The sequence below is a fragment of the Sulfitobacter aquimarinus genome, from assembly GCF_040149565.1.
In the GTDB taxonomy this organism is placed as follows: Bacteria; Pseudomonadota; Alphaproteobacteria; order Rhodobacterales; family Rhodobacteraceae; genus Sulfitobacter; species Sulfitobacter aquimarinus.
Map to the genome: position 1 here is coordinate 73,307 of NZ_JBEFLO010000010.1, position 14,241 is coordinate 87,547.

The window sequence follows — 14,241 nt, forward strand, 5'->3', positions numbered from 1 at the left end:
CCCTGCGCTGCGCGGTCTAGGGGTTTATCATGAGCCATACCCCTGACCGAACCCTCACCCTGCGCGGCGCGTGCAATGTCCGCGACCTTGGCGGCTACCTCAATGCCGCTGGTGCGCCGATCCCGTGGCGCCATTTCCTGCGCGCCGACTGCCTGCACCAGCTTGAGCATGGCGAGGCAGAGCGGATGCAGTTCGAGGGCCTGCGCATGGTGATTGATCTGCGCACCGCCCGCGAGGTCCGCGATGCGCCCAGCCGGTTCGAACCGCTGCGCGGTATCGACTGGGTGAACCTGCCGCTGTTTGATGCGCTATCGCCCGCCGCGTTGGCTGAAGTCGAGGTGCCCGACGGCCACCCGCTGTTGACCATGTATATCACCGCGATCGAGACGCGAGGGCCGGCAATCTGTACCATCCTCACCCGACTGGCGCAGATCGAGGCAGGCACCGTGATGTTCAACTGCACCGCAGGCAAAGACCGCACTGGCATCATTGCCGCCCTGCTGCTGGGGCTGGCTGGTACCGCCCCCGCCGATATTATCGAGGACTACACCCTGACCGCCGCCCATATCCCCGACCTTGTGGCAGGCTTCCTCAGCCGTGCCCGCGCCAATGGGGGCGATGTGGAAAGCTACGCCACTTTGCTCGAAAGCCCCTCGGAAGCTATGGCGGGGATGCTGGCGCATATTGACGGCAAATACGGCTCTGTCATGGGGTATTTCGATGATATTGCCGTGCCAAACGATGTGCTGGCACGGCTTCAAGCGCGGCTGGGGCTGACAGGCTAAAGCGCCTGCCGCGTGACCGATACGGGGCCAAAGAACTGCCCGTCGATCTGATGCGCATGGGTGTCGTAGTTGAACCAGAAACGCTCGCGCCCCGTGTCGCGGCAGCGCAATCCGTCGGGCAGCACAGTGGTTTGCACCCCTGCCCCTTCGCAGATACTCGCCAGAATGCGGCACAGCGCGTCCATGTCACCCCAACCCGCGAGATAATTCAAATGCCCTTGGCGCAGCCACGCGGGCCAGCCATCGCCTGTTTGCTCGAGCACTTCGGCCTCGCCGCTCTCGATCATCTCGCGGTAGCTTACAAACGCGCCGCCCTGCGCAAGCGGGACGGGCGTTTGCAGCCTTATGCTTTCGACGGCCGTAACGGTGATGTCCAGACCCGACCACGCAGGGGGCAGCGGCACTGGAATCGACATCTCGGATGTGCGCGCACCTGTGCGCGGCCCCAAGACGACAGGAATTTCTGCCGCATTCAGCGCCGCTTTTAACGCGCCGCTTACATGCATCATCCCCGGCACCAGCACGAGGCTGTAACCCGAAAAATCCTGCGTGGTGGGCGGCACAATATCCACCGACAAGCCCAGCTTGCGCAGCGCGCGGTAGTGGGCAAAGACCAGCTCGAAATAACTGAGGCCTTGCGCGTGTGGCTGCACCTTCCACGCAAAATCAGCATCATAATCGAACATCAGGGCAACAGGTGCCTGAACCGCATGTGCATCAGGAGCCGAGGAAAGCTCCTCGGCGACGGCATAGACTTCGGCCATGCCAGCGGCCTCTTCGCTGTCGGGGCGCAAGAGGCCCGCGTGCATCTGCTCTTGCGCAAAAGGAGCCTGCCGCCAGCGGAAATAACACACCGCCTCGGCTCCGTGAGCGAAAGCTTCCCATGTCCACAGGCGCACCATTCCGGGCAAGGGCGCGGGGTTGTGCGGGGCCCAGTTTACGGGGCCTGGTTGTTGCTCCATCACCCACCATCGGCCACCGCCTGTTCCCGCCTTGCCAACGGCACGGTACAGATCATGGTGAAAGGCCTGAAAATCGGGATCGCCCTGCCGCGCATAGGCTTGCTTGTGCGCCGGATCAAAGCTGGTGCTTTCGTCCAGAAAGCCCAGCGGGTAGGCGTCCCAGCTTGCGATATCCAGATCAGCGCCCACGGCAAAGTGGTCAAAGTCGGTGATCTTACCCATGTAGTTATGGGCAATCGGCAGGCCCGAATGGGCGCGAATAATCTCGACCTGCGCACGGTTGAACGCCACAACCTGATCCGAGCTGAACCGGCGAAATGCAAGGCTGTGGGCTGGATTAGGCTCTGTTACGGTGAGGTTCGGCAATTCGATCTGGTCAAAGCTGTCATAGTCCATCGACCAGAACACATTGCCCCACGCCTCATTCAGCGCGGCGATGTCATCGCCATAGCGGCCCCTAAGCCAGTCGCGAAACGCATCGCGTGCGGGCACCGAATAAGAAATTGTCGTGGCGTGGCACCCGTATTCGTTGTCCGTCTGCCATGCCGCCACATAAGGGTTGCGGCCATAGCGTTCGGTCATCAGCTGCACAATTTTTGCAGCCTCCGCCTTATACCCTTCGTGACTGAAACAGTAATGGCGGCGCGAACCAAAGCCACGCGGCCGCCCGTCAACATCCACCGCCAGCATGTCGGGATGTTTGTCGACAATCCAGCGCGGCGGCGTGGCGGTGGGTGTACCCAAGACAACCTTCAGACCCGCCTTACCCAGCACCTCTATCGCGTCATCAAGCCAGCCAAAACGGTAATCGCCTTGTGACGGCTCCAGCCGCGACCAGGCAAATTCACCGATGCGGACCCACGTCAGGCCCGCCTCTACCATCCGTGCGGCGTCCTCTTCCCAGATTTTGCGGGGCCAGTGTTCGGGGTAATAGCACACCCCGAGGGTTCGTTTTTGTGTGGTCATAAAATCACCCTATGTTCGCGCTGGCCGCGTGCTTGCGTCTCTATTGCAAAGGTTTTGCCGTCATCCGTGCCCGCCGCATCTCCCATCCCCGCCGTTGCCGATGTAACGTAGAGCGTGCTGAGGTCGGGGCCGCCGAACGTGGGGCAGCTTGCTTGCCGTGCAGGGACGCTGACCGCGCCCATAAAATCGCCGTTGGTGTCATAGCGCGCCACGCGCGATGCGCCCCATTGTGCCACCCACAAACAGCCTTCGGCATCAACGACCGCCCCGTCGGGGTGCAGCTTTTCTGCGCTGGTGTTGACGAATTCCTCAGGCGCGCCTTTGGGCCAGCCTTCTGCATCCAATGAGACGCGCATCACTCTGCGCGTCGGTGTATCCGTATAGTGGGCAAACTGCCCGTCGGGCGAAAAGCAGATCGCGTTAGAGACTGTTATGTTGTCAAATAGCGTCTCCACCGTGCCGCGATAGTAGCGATGGATCGCCCCTGCCCCGCGCTCGGCCTGCTTGCCCATCGAGCCGATCCAGAAACCCCCATAAGGGTCCGCCCGCCCGTCGTTGGAGCGGGTCACGGGGTTTTCAGCCTCCAACGGGGCCACGTGATCTTGCGCTCCCGTCTCAAGGTTGTAGGTGAACAGCTGCCGCTCGGATGCGATCAACAGCCTGTCGTGGTCGATCCACCCCGCAGCCGAGACATGTTCGTCGAATTGCCGCACCTGCCCCTCGCCATACAGCCGCTTTTCGATGATGTCGAACCAGAACAGCGACTGGCGTTCAGGGTGCCACAGCGGCCCTTCGCCAAGGGTGCAAACGGTTGGATCGAAAATGCTCATGCCGCCACCAGCGCGTCATAGGCCGAGACGATGGTCTGCGCCCGCCGCGCCACCTGTTCGACGTCAAACCCTGCGCGGTAAAGCCCGCTGCCGATGCCAAACCCCGCGGCACCCGCCTCTAGCCAGAGGCCAAAGTTATCGGGCGCGGCACCACCCACGGCATAACACGCCACTTCCGGCGGCAAGACAGCACGCAGCGCCTTGAGGCCCGATGGCCCGATCAGATTACCGGGAAAGAACTTCAGCCCGTCGGCACCGTGACGCAGCGCGGCGAAGCTTTCGGTCGGGGTCATCACGCCGGGAAAGCTTTGCATACCCGCCGCTTTGGTGGCCTCAATCACGGCGGGGTTACAGTCGGGCGACACGACGATCTTCCCGCCGGCCTCGGCCACTTGGCCGACTTGGGTCACATCCAGAACTGTGCCGGCACCAATCAGGGCCTCCGCGCCAAATGCCTGCGCAAGCTTGCCGATCGACGTGAAGGGATCGGGCGAGTTAAGCGGCACTTCGATCGTGGTGATGCCTGCGTTGATAATCGCTTGACCGATGGGGACGACTTCGTCGGGGGTGACGCCACGCAGAATGGCGATCAAAGGGCGGCTCATATCTCAGCTCTCTTTCAAGGTGGCATGGGCGCGGCGCAGGCCGTGCAATGTCAGTTCATCCGCAGGGGCGCAGGCGGCGGTGACCCCTTGCGCAGACAGGGCGGCGGCGTAGGGCGACGTTACCGTTTGATCGCCGATCAACACAACCTCGCGGCCCAGCCAGTAGGGCCGCGCCGCCGCCAGCTCGACCCCGATGAGCGTGCCAGACAAACGCGCACGCGCTGTGGCGGGCGGCAAGTCTTCCAACAGCGATGCAGCCCGCAAGGAAAACAGGGAGGAGCCGATCCGTTCGGGCCGCGCCATTGCGTCCGTGACGGCAGTGGTGAATGCGTCATCGTCCCAACCATCGCCGCCAAGGCTGTGGCGCAGAACCGATTGTCCCGACAGCAGCGCAAACATCTCACCTGTCATAAAGGTGGCAAAGCTCACGATTTCGCCCGCGCTGATATGCGCCCATTTCGTATGGGTGCCGGGCAGGCACAGCACACCGTCAAAGTCGGGGCGGATGGCGATCAGCCCTGCAATCTGTGTCTCCTCACCGCGCATCACGTCGGCGGGTTTTGCCTGTGACATGCCGGGCAGGATATAGACCTCGATCCGTGGATCATCTGAGGCAACCCGCAAAGCTCCGTTCGCATCGGGCGGCGCGGCAGGCACAGGCGCATAGGCGGCCTCGGCCCAGCCTTGGCGTGCGCCAACCATGCCGCAGCAAATCACGGGCGTTACCTTATCTGCGCTCAAATACGGCTCAATCAAAAGGATGAGCGCTTTCTCGAAAGCGTCAGGCTCAAGCGTTCCCATCCCCGCATCAGAGCTGAGCGCGGTGACATCATCACCGTCATGCACCCAAGCGCGCAGGCGGCTTGTGCCCCAGTCTACGGCAACCCAGCTCATCCTGTGACGACCACGCCGCCATCGACGGCCATCAACTGCCCCGTCATCATTGCGGAGGTATCAGAGGCCAGAAACAGCACCGGCCCGACAATATCCTCGGGTGCGATAACACGCTTTAGACACTGTTTTTCAAGGTGAGCGTTTTGCACATCGACATCATCAAAGCCGTGTTCGCGGGCCTGTTTGTCGGTCTTGACCCACCCGGGTGCCAGCGCGTTCACGCGGATGCCATCCGGCCCCAACTCCCGCGCAAGGCCACGGGTCAGCGCGGTGATCCCGCCATTCGCCATAACGTACAGCGGGTAGTCACCATTGCCCATGATGTAGCTGATCGAGGACATATTCACGATTGCGCCGCCCCCTGCGGCACGCATATTCTGCGCAACTGTCTGACAGGCGAAAAAGTAGGGTTTCAGGTTCACGCCAGTGTTTTTCTCCCACATCTCCTCATCCACTTGTTCAGTCGTGTGGCGCGCGTCATTGGCGGCGTTGTTGATGAGGATAGTAACCGGGCCATGCGCCTCGTCCGCTTGGGCGATCGCGGCCTTCAGGCTGTCTGTGTTACTGATATCACAGGGCATAAACATCGGACGCTGGCCGTGTTTTTCTTCCATCGCGTCGCAGAATTCACCAGCGGGCGAGCGCTGTACAAACGCCACCTTTGCGCCTTGGGCCATAAACCCGTCGGTCAGCTCTGCACCGATGCCAGAGCCACCGCCCGTGATGAAAACGCTTTTATCTTTGAGATCGGGGAAAATGGCCTGCATCGGGGCGGCTCCTGTGTTTTGTGTCAAACTTTGCGGCCCTCGATGACCCACATGGTATCGGGGAACGACCACGGCAGCGTGATCCCGTGGTGCATCAGATATGCGCCGCTGATGTCGATGCTGCGCTCTTTTAGCAAGGGCATTCCACGCGACAGGCCCGGTGCATCCGCGCCATTGCGCAAGGATAGGCTGTATGTCGCCTCGGCCTCAAGCCCGCACAGCCGCAGCGGGCGTGGCACCATCTGCGCCGAGGTATCGGCAACGCCTGCGAAAACGACGAAACGCGACCCGTCGGCTGACTGTTGCTGCTCGGCAATCACCGCCGGATCCGCACTATCGAGACGCAGAATGTCCGCCCCGCTACGCCAGTCGCGGTTGTCTTTCCACCATTGCGTGACCTCGCGCAGAATGGCCGCTTCTTCGGGCGTCAACTCCCGTGGGTCCATCTCGAACCCCATGTGGCGTTGGGCGGCGACCCATGCACGAAACCGTATATCGAAGATGCGGCCCGAGGTGTGGCACTGGCGTGGGCCGACATGGCTGCCTGTTACATCAGCGGGCAAGAACAGCGCGGCGTTATGCTGGATGCGCAGCCGCTCGCGGGCGTCATTGCTGTCGGACAGCCAGACGCGGCCCGTTCGTGCAAGGATGCCAAAATCAATTCGGCCACCGCCCGAGGCGCAGCTTTCAATCTCGACCTGCGGGTGGGCGCGGGTTAAGCGGTCAATCAATGCGTAAGTGCCTGCCGCTTGGGCGGCATCCGCCACAGGCAGGACGCGGTTGTGGTCCCATTTGACATAGGAAATGTCATGCGCGGCCAATACACCGCTGATCGCATCAAAGAGGTGGTCACGCACGTCTTCGCGGGCCATATCCAGCACCATCTGCTGGCGACCCAGAAGCTGGTCAGGCGCGCCCAGAATCCAGTCGGGATGGGTGCGGTATAGATTAGAGACAGGGTTCATCATCTCCGGCTCGAACCACAGACCAAAGGACATGCCCAGCGATTTCACATGGTCGATGAGCGGGGTCAGCCCGTCGGGGTATTTGCGCGGGTCAACCTGCCAATCGCCCAGCGAGGTCGTGTCATCATCGCGCTGCCCGAACCAGCCGTCATCCAGCACAAAGCGCTCTGCCCCCAGATCGGCGGCGCGGGTGGCTAGGTCTTTGAGCGTAGCCATGTCGTGATCGAAATAGACCGCTTCCCAGCAGTTGTAGTGCACAGGACGCGGGCGGGTGTGGGCGGTTTTGGGAATGACGCGGTCGCGCAGATGGCGCTGAAAAGTCGTGGCGCAGCCATTCAGACCACGCGGGGAATATGTGGCATAAAGCGGGGCAGTCTGGAACTGCGTGGCGGGGGCGGTACGTGATCCGGACGCATGGCCAAACTGGATTTGGCGGCGCCCGTCGGGCAGCTCTTCCGCGATCATACGGTGGCCACCGGACCAGCCATAGTGCAGCGCATAGGTATCGCCGCCCGTGTTCGTCGACCCCAAGCACGGCACGATGAGCGCGGGAAAATGCGCGTGATCCGTGCGGCCGGTGCGGGATTCGCGCAGGCGGATGCCAGCACTCCACGGGATAGTATTGGTCTGGAACTCGCCCACCCAGCGGCCCGAGAAATCTATCATCTCGGCGCTGTGCTGCGGGGCGGGCAGAACGGGGGCGGCGAGCCAGTCGAGGCGCAGTGGCGTATCAGAGCTTAGCGCCGCTTGGGCCGTGATCATGGCCGTGTCGGGGTCGAGCGCGAAACTGGCCGTGTATCTTAGGCCAAGGGCGTCATCGGTATAGTGCAGCTTGACGCTTCCCTGCCCCTCTTCCGCGTGATGAAACGTAAACACGGGATGCAAGGCCGCGCCGTCAAAGCTGCGCAGGATCAGCCCCACCTGCCCCGGAAAATTGGTGTTGGCATCAGGGCAAATCGACAGGGCGGGATTGGCGTCAAGCATTCCGCCCGTCACGTCCAGCCCCCCTGCCCCAGCGACGGTTTGCAGATCGTCAGACGCAGGCAGAGCCGCCCCCCAATAGACAACCTCGGCCATGGCCGCGCCGCGCACGGCAATCACCAGCGTTTGCTCCGCCCCGTCCAACCGCCATGTCTGCATCATTTCACAGCGCCCAAGGTAAGGCCCGCGATGAAATGCTTTTGCATTGCAAAGAACATCAGCACCGGCGGCATCGCCGCGACGATGGACCCCGCCGAGACCAGATGCCACTGCGCCACCCACTGCCCGTTCAGCGAATAGAGCCCTGCCGTGATGGGCTGCGTATCTGCGCCTTGGGTCAGGACCGTGGCCCAGAAATAATCGTTCCAGATGAAGGTAAAGATCAGCACCGACAACGCCGCGATCGCGGGCTTCATCAGGGGCAGGACCACATACCAGAATATCTGGAATTCCGAGACTCCTTCGACCCGCGCCGCTTCGATCAACTCACGCGGCAGGGCGCGGATGAAATTGCGCATGAAGAGCGTACAAAACCCCGTTTGAAACGCGATATGGAACAGCGCCAAACCCGAAATGGTATTGTAGATCCCCAGATCCAGCGTGAGGTCGCGCACCGGCACCATGAGGATCTGGAAGGGGATGAAGTTGCCCGCGACGAACATGAAAAAGATCAGCAAGTTCGCCTTGAAACGATACACCCCCAGCGCAAATCCCGTCATGCACGACAAAGCCACAGCACCAATCACCGTGGGGATTGTCACTTTGAAACTGTTGAGGATGTATTTGCCGATGGGCGTATTCTCGAAAATAGCGGTGTAGTTGGCCAGCATGTTGAATGACGTAGGCCAGCCCCAATAGTTGCCCGCCGTGATATCGCCCGCCGAGCGGACCGAGGTCATCGCGACAGCAATCAGCGGCAGTAACCACAAGATCAGGACAAGCGGCAGCGCCACCTTGTACCCCCATTGCGCCCGCGCAGAGGTCTTTTCAATCGGCATCGGGAACATCAGTGGCCCCCCCTCTCGTCGCGATACATTTTGAACAGGAAGAAGGCGATATAGACCATCATGATCAGGAACAAGACCACGGCTATGGCCGCCCCGTACCCCATGCGGAAGCCATATTCGCTGAAGGCTTGTTCATACATGTAGAACGCCAGCACGCTGGAGGTGCCGTATGGCCCCCCGTCCGTCATGATCGAGATAAGGTCGAAGGACCGCAACGCCCCGATGATCGTGACGACGACGGCGATAAATGTCGCAGGCTTGAGCTGGGGCAGGATCACATACCACAGCATTTTGACCCCTTTGGCATTATCAAGGCGCGCCGCCTCGATCTGTTCGGGGTCCACGGCGTTAAGGCCGGTGAGATACAAGATCATGCAATAGGCCGTCTGCGGCCACAGGCCTGCGGCGATGATGCCGTAGGTCACATACCGCTCGTCCGCGAGCACGGCGATGGGATCAACGCCAAAGACGCCAAGGAAGATGTTCAGCAAGCCGTAGCTGGGGTCATAAAACCACGAGAAGACAAGGCCCACGACCACTTGGGAAATCACAAAGGGAAAGAAGAACAGCGATTTGTAGATACGGATGCCGCGCACGGTCTGGTTCAGGAACAGCGCCACAAACAGCCCCGCAGGAATCGCGAGCATATAGAGCACCAGCCAGATCACGTTGTTCTTGAGCGAGGTATAGAAGTCCTCGTCGTCCATCAGTTCGATATAGTTTTCGGCCCCGACATAGGTCTTTTCGCCCAAACCGTCCCATTCGTAAAACGACAGGCTGACCGACTGGAAGATCGGGAAGATCACATAGACACAGAACATGAATATGCCGGGGGCGAGGAATATCCACGGCGCCAAACGCTGCTGGTTGCGTTTCCAATAGCTTTGCATAGTGCCCCCCAAGACGTACAAGCGCCCCCGCCAGATCAGGCAGGGGCGCAGTGGTTGCTTACTTGTTCATGCGCTGGCGCAGTTTTTCCAGACGCTCGAGGATTTTGTCCAGACGCTCGGGCTTGACCATAAATTCCTGGAACCCTTCCATGCCTGCCTTGGCCATCTCGGCCGGTGCGTCACGGTCAAAGAATTGCGCGATGCCCCCGTCGGTATTGCTCAGCATCTCGTAGCCCGCTTTCAGGAACTTGTCGTCCCCAACGCTAGAGCCTGAGTTGATCGGCAGTTGGCCCAGAGTTTCGTTGATCTGGGTCTGCACATCGGCACGGGCAAGATAGGCGAGGAATTTCTTGCCGTTCTCTTTGTTCTTGCCGTTGGCTGTCAGGTGGATGGTGTCGGTGGGCGCTTCTTCGGCCATCGGCACATCGGGGTTGATCATCGGGAACTGCATAAAGCCCAGTTGATCGTCCGTCAGGCCCGCTTCGCGCAGCGGCGCCACGGCAAAGTTACCCATGACGTACATCGCTGCTTCGCCCTGCACCATCGGTGCCAGTGCTTCCTGCCATGAATAGGCGGCGTGGTTTTCGATGAAGAAACCCGCGTCCAGCAGCTCTTTCCAGTTGGCCATCGTCGCTTTGACGCGGTCATCGGTCCATGCGACTTCGCCTTTGGTCAGCGCCATGTGGAAGTCGTAGCCGTTGGTGCGCAGGTTGAGGTAGTCAAAGACACCGCCAGCAGTCCACAGATATTTTGTGCCAATGGTGATTGGTGTCACGCCTGCGGCCTTCAGCGTCTCGCCCGCTGCCTTGAACTCATCCCAGTTGGTCGGAACGGCGATGCCCTGCTCTTCAAAGATGTCTTTGCGGTAGTAGATGCCCCACTGGTAATAGGTGTACGGCACACCCCAAATTTTGCCGTCGATGGTCATCGACCCTTTGGCCGAGGCCAGCTGGTCGTGCAGGTTGTTTTCATCCCAAACGTCATCAACGGCCTCGAACAGACCCGCGTTGACGTAAGGCAACATGCGGTTGCCCGCGTACCAGTTGGCCAGATCAGGCGCGTCGGCTGTCAAAAAGTTGCGTATCGAGGTTTTGTAGCCCTCGTGGTCAAACAGGTTCCATGTGACGTTGATGTCGGGGTTCTCGGCTTTGAAGCCGTCGATCACTTCCTGAAACGCCTGTTTGGGCGCGGGGTCGGATGTGTCGGTGTTGATCACCAGCTCGCCTGCGAAAGCGGCGGCTGTCATGATGGTGCTTGTGGCCAATGCGGCGACAAGCGTCTTGGTTGTCTTGAACATATAGTCCTCCCTGAATTTCTGTTGCGCGGGGCGATTAAGTCGCCCTCGCAGCTTCCCGTTTGGTTCCACATAATGAAACCCAATCTCAACTATTGAAAATATGCGGCAGGAGACATAGCCTGTCAACGACAACCTTGGGGCCACACGCGCAGGCAACAGATGATCAAGGTGACACGCAGGGGGAGCGGGATGAACAGCCACGTGAAAAGCGACGGCACAGTGGGCAAGGCAATGGACGTTCTGGACGCCGTTGCAGGCTTTGGCCGCCCCGTGCGCTTTTCCGAGTTGCTGGAACACAGCCCCCACCCCAAAGCGACACTTTACCGGTTTTTGCAGACGCTGACCCACCAACGCCTGCTGGCCTATGCCCCGGAGACGCAAACATATCATCTGGGCTTGCGGCTGGTGCAGCTGGCCCATACCGCGTGGGGGCAAAGCTCGCTCGCGCCGCTGGCCGCCCCCATGGTCGAGGCGCTGGCCGATGAGGTGGGCGAAACCGTGCATCTGGCGCAGATCGACAACGGGCAGGTGATCTTTGTCGACAAACGCCGCGCCAGTCCGATGTTCGAAACACTCGCCCAACCCGGACGCGTGGCGCCTGCCTTCTGCACCGGCGTGGGCAAAGCGATCCTTGCCTTTATGTCCGAAGAACGCCGCGACCGCGCCCTGCAACAACAAGCTTTCCTTGCCTACACGCCACACACGCATACGAGCAGCGACAGCCTTCTCACAGAGCTGGACCAGATCGCCCGTGACGGCGTGGCCTTCGACCGCGAGGAACACCAGCTTGGCATTATCTCGATCGCAGCGCCCATTTTGGGCAAATCAGACCGCGTGATCGGCGCGCTGTCTATTGCGACATCAACCACCCAGAACACCCTTGAGGATTTGACGGCCTTCCGCCCTGCCCTACTGCGCAGCTGCGCACACGTACGGCAAGTGGCGCAAGACTGGCAATTTCCCGCACACCCATAGGAGCCCTCCCCCATGTCCGGCGTCACCCTGCACAATGCGATCAAAAAATACGGCGAGACCCAAGTCATCCACGGCATTGACCTGGAAATCGAACACGGAGAGTTCTGCGTGTTCGTCGGCCCTTCGGGCTGCGGTAAATCCACCCTGCTGCGCATGGTCGCGGGGCTGGAGGAAACCAGCGGCGGCACCATCCACATAGGGGACCGTGACGTGACCCATGCGGAGCCTTCGGACCGCGGTGTGGCGATGGTGTTCCAGACCTATGCGCTTTATCCACATATGAGCGTTGAAGAGAACATGGGCTTTGGCCTCAAGATGAACGGCGTGCCCAAGGCCGAGATCAAGGAGAAGGTGGCGCGGGCGTCGGCGATCCTGCAACTCGACGATTACCTAAAGCGCAAGCCCAAGGCCCTGTCGGGCGGGCAACGCCAGCGTGTTGCCATTGGACGCGCCATCGTGCGCGGCCCCGATGTGTTCCTGTTCGACGAGCCGCTCTCGAACCTCGATGCCGAATTGCGCGTCGACATGCGGGTCGAGATTGCCCGCCTTCACAATGAAATCGGCGCGACCATGATCTATGTCACTCATGATCAGGTCGAGGCGATGACGCTGGCCGATAAAATCGTCGTGCTGCGGGCGGGGCGGATCGAGCAGGTCGGCTCCCCCATCAGCCTGTACAACGATCCCGACAATAAATTTGTGGCTGGCTTCATCGGCTCGCCTGCGATGAACTTTTTGCGCGGTGTTGTGACGCACGGCAAACTGTCCGTGCCGGCATTAGGAAGCGAGCTTCTCGATGCGCCGGTCACCCTGCCTCCGAATGGCACCGAAGTCTTTGTCGGCCTGCGTCCGCAAATTCTGTCAACGACTGCGGCACCCGACAGCCCCATCACGCTCGACATCCGCGAACATCTGGGCGGCGTGTCCTATGACTACCTCACCACCCCGACCAAAGAGCGGATCGTGGTCGAGACACGCGGCGGCGATGAAACCCCCGAAAAAACTGGCCTGAGCCTGCAATTCGACACGTCTGATATGATTTTGTTTGACGCAAAATCCGAGGCCCGAATTCGCTAACGCCCAACTAGATGTCGGCCTCCACAAGATTAGTCATTGCGTTTTGCACGAAACCTGACCTAATACAGGGACTAAGAGGGGATACACCCTCTCAGAGGCAGTCGGCACATCATCGCACATGAAAAATCATGGCTGGTGGGCTTGTAGGTAAAACCGGTCATGGAGGAGCAGCGCATCCAGCATACACCATAAAACAAAAGGCTCGAATGGTTGCAGCCATCCGAGCCCCTCTCGTCAATGTCGTCTTTGACACTGTCCGATTTCTTGTACCCGACAGTATCATCGCGCCCGAATCGCCGCAAGCCCTGCCTGCGGTGCATGGAGCTTTTATGTCTAAAAATATTGATTGCGATCCAAGCAAAGGCTTCGTTGCCTTTCCTGTCGCCCTGTTTGATCTGGATCTATCCCCCGGTGCCTTTCGCACATTGGCCGAGCTTTGCCGCATGGCTAATGTTTCAGGCCAATGCTGGCCCTCCCTCGCACAACTTGGTCGCCGACTGGGCAGATCCCGCGCTGCCGTGTCCGGCTATATCGCCGAATTGCGCGAAGCCGACGTGCTAACCACACAAGAGCAGAAGATGGCAAACGGCTACAACTACCGCCTGCGCTACACAGTGACTTTCTGGAAAGAGTGGCGCGCAGGGCTGGGCAAGGAACGCAAGGTCGCCGCACCCGTCCAAAAGCCTGAACGCAGAGTTCAGCCCAGTGAACGCCCGTTAGAAACTAAAAATCATATTCATAAAAACAAACAGGGTTTGGGTAAATTCGCCTGTTTAGTCTCTGATTGGAAGCGTGCCGTGGGCAACGCGCCCTACCCTACGTTTGATACCTGGCCCAGCGAAGCGCTGGTTGCCAGCACAGAGGAGGTGCCTGATGGAATCGAGCCTGCGCCGATTATATCCGCGGATATTGACGCGGCGATAAAGCAGTTTTGCGACGAGCGCGGTCTCAATTCTCCTACAGGTCTCGGACAAACGCTAAGCTCGGCCATCACATCCGGCGCCACGCTTTCCCAGTTGATGTCGTGCTTGGCCGCGCAATGGCAGCCGCATTGGAAAAACCCTCCGAATGCGTTTCAGTTGAAGCGGCTGCTTGATGCAATGCCGCCTGCCTGTGACGTCGCAACCGAACATAAACTCCTGAAATCCTATCTGCGGCGGTGGAACCTCCACTTGCGGAGCTTGCCCTCATCGGCGATACGCTCCACTGTCGCAGCATAGCAATATCCGCGGATATAAAG

General features: G+C 60.1%; 13 protein-coding genes. 4 read left to right on the forward strand and 9 right to left on the reverse strand.

Going from position 1 to position 14,241, the window contains the following annotated elements; genetic code table 11:
• The first annotated feature begins 29 nt into the window (after window positions 1-29).
• Window positions 30-785, forward strand: coding sequence for a tyrosine-protein phosphatase (locus ABMC88_RS16025; protein WP_349577891.1), 756 nt, complete (start codon window positions 30-32; stop codon window positions 783-785).
• Here the strand turns inward: ABMC88_RS16025 and ABMC88_RS16030 are convergent.
• From ABMC88_RS16030 to ABMC88_RS16070, 9 genes are read right to left on the reverse strand one after another with little or no spacing between them, the layout of a single operon-like run.
• Complete coding sequence (locus ABMC88_RS16030) at window positions 782-2,713, reverse strand: beta-galactosidase (RefSeq protein WP_349577892.1); 1,932 nt, start codon at window positions 2,711-2,713, stop codon at window positions 782-784. The genes ABMC88_RS16025 and ABMC88_RS16030 overlap by 4 nt on opposite strands.
• Complete coding sequence (locus ABMC88_RS16035) at window positions 2,710-3,543, reverse strand: SMP-30/gluconolactonase/LRE family protein (RefSeq protein ID WP_349577893.1); 834 nt, start codon at window positions 3,541-3,543, stop codon at window positions 2,710-2,712. Before ABMC88_RS16035 ends, ABMC88_RS16030 begins: the two co-directional genes overlap by 4 nt.
• Complete coding sequence (locus ABMC88_RS16040) at window positions 3,540-4,148, reverse strand: 2-dehydro-3-deoxy-6-phosphogalactonate aldolase (RefSeq protein WP_349577894.1); 609 nt, start codon at window positions 4,146-4,148, stop codon at window positions 3,540-3,542. Before ABMC88_RS16040 ends, ABMC88_RS16035 begins: the two co-directional genes overlap by 4 nt.
• Before the next feature lie 3 nt (window positions 4,149-4,151).
• Window positions 4,152-5,042, reverse strand: a complete 891-nt coding sequence (locus ABMC88_RS16045; RefSeq protein ID WP_349577895.1) for a 2-dehydro-3-deoxygalactonokinase — start codon at window positions 5,040-5,042, stop codon at window positions 4,152-4,154.
• The gene (locus ABMC88_RS16050; RefSeq protein ID WP_349577896.1) at window positions 5,039-5,809 is read right to left on the reverse strand and encodes an SDR family NAD(P)-dependent oxidoreductase; all 771 of its coding nucleotides are present in this window, start codon (window positions 5,807-5,809) and stop codon (window positions 5,039-5,041) included. The genes ABMC88_RS16045 and ABMC88_RS16050 overlap by 4 nt, the downstream gene beginning before the upstream one ends.
• A 23-nt stretch (window positions 5,810-5,832) precedes the next feature.
• Window positions 5,833-7,917 carry an alpha-galactosidase gene (locus tag ABMC88_RS16055; RefSeq protein ID WP_349577897.1) on the reverse strand — a complete coding sequence of 695 codons (2,085 nt, stop codon included), beginning with the start codon at window positions 7,915-7,917 and terminating at the stop codon, window positions 5,833-5,835.
• The gene (locus ABMC88_RS16060) at window positions 7,914-8,762 is read right to left on the reverse strand and encodes a carbohydrate ABC transporter permease (protein ID WP_349577898.1); all 849 of its coding nucleotides are present in this window, start codon (window positions 8,760-8,762) and stop codon (window positions 7,914-7,916) included. Before ABMC88_RS16060 ends, ABMC88_RS16055 begins: the two co-directional genes overlap by 4 nt.
• Entirely contained in the window at window positions 8,762-9,652 is an 891-nt protein-coding gene (locus ABMC88_RS16065) for a carbohydrate ABC transporter permease (RefSeq protein WP_349577899.1), read from the reverse strand. Before ABMC88_RS16065 ends, ABMC88_RS16060 begins: the two co-directional genes overlap by 1 nt.
• A gap of 58 nt (window positions 9,653-9,710) precedes the next feature.
• Window positions 9,711-10,949: an ABC transporter substrate-binding protein gene (locus ABMC88_RS16070; RefSeq protein WP_349577900.1), complete on the reverse strand. Its 1,239-nt coding sequence runs from the start codon at window positions 10,947-10,949 to the stop codon at window positions 9,711-9,713.
• A gap of 189 nt (window positions 10,950-11,138) precedes the next feature.
• On the opposite strand from ABMC88_RS16070, the gene ABMC88_RS16075 reads away from it, so the two are divergent.
• The 3 genes from ABMC88_RS16075 to ABMC88_RS16085 all read left to right on the forward strand — a co-directional run bounded on the left by ABMC88_RS16075 (window position 11,139) and on the right by ABMC88_RS16085 (window position 14,221).
• Entirely contained in the window at window positions 11,139-11,924 is a 786-nt protein-coding gene (locus ABMC88_RS16075) for an IclR family transcriptional regulator (RefSeq protein WP_349577901.1), read from the forward strand.
• Window positions 11,925-11,936: 12 nt separating this feature from the next.
• Window positions 11,937-13,001, forward strand: a complete 1,065-nt coding sequence (locus ABMC88_RS16080; protein WP_349577902.1) for an ABC transporter ATP-binding protein — start codon at window positions 11,937-11,939, stop codon at window positions 12,999-13,001.
• A 128-nt stretch (window positions 13,002-13,129) separates the two neighbouring features.
• Window positions 13,130-14,221, forward strand: coding sequence for a helix-turn-helix domain-containing protein (locus ABMC88_RS16085; RefSeq protein WP_349577903.1), 1,092 nt, complete (start codon window positions 13,130-13,132; stop codon window positions 14,219-14,221).
• Window positions 14,222-14,241 lie beyond the last annotated feature (20 nt).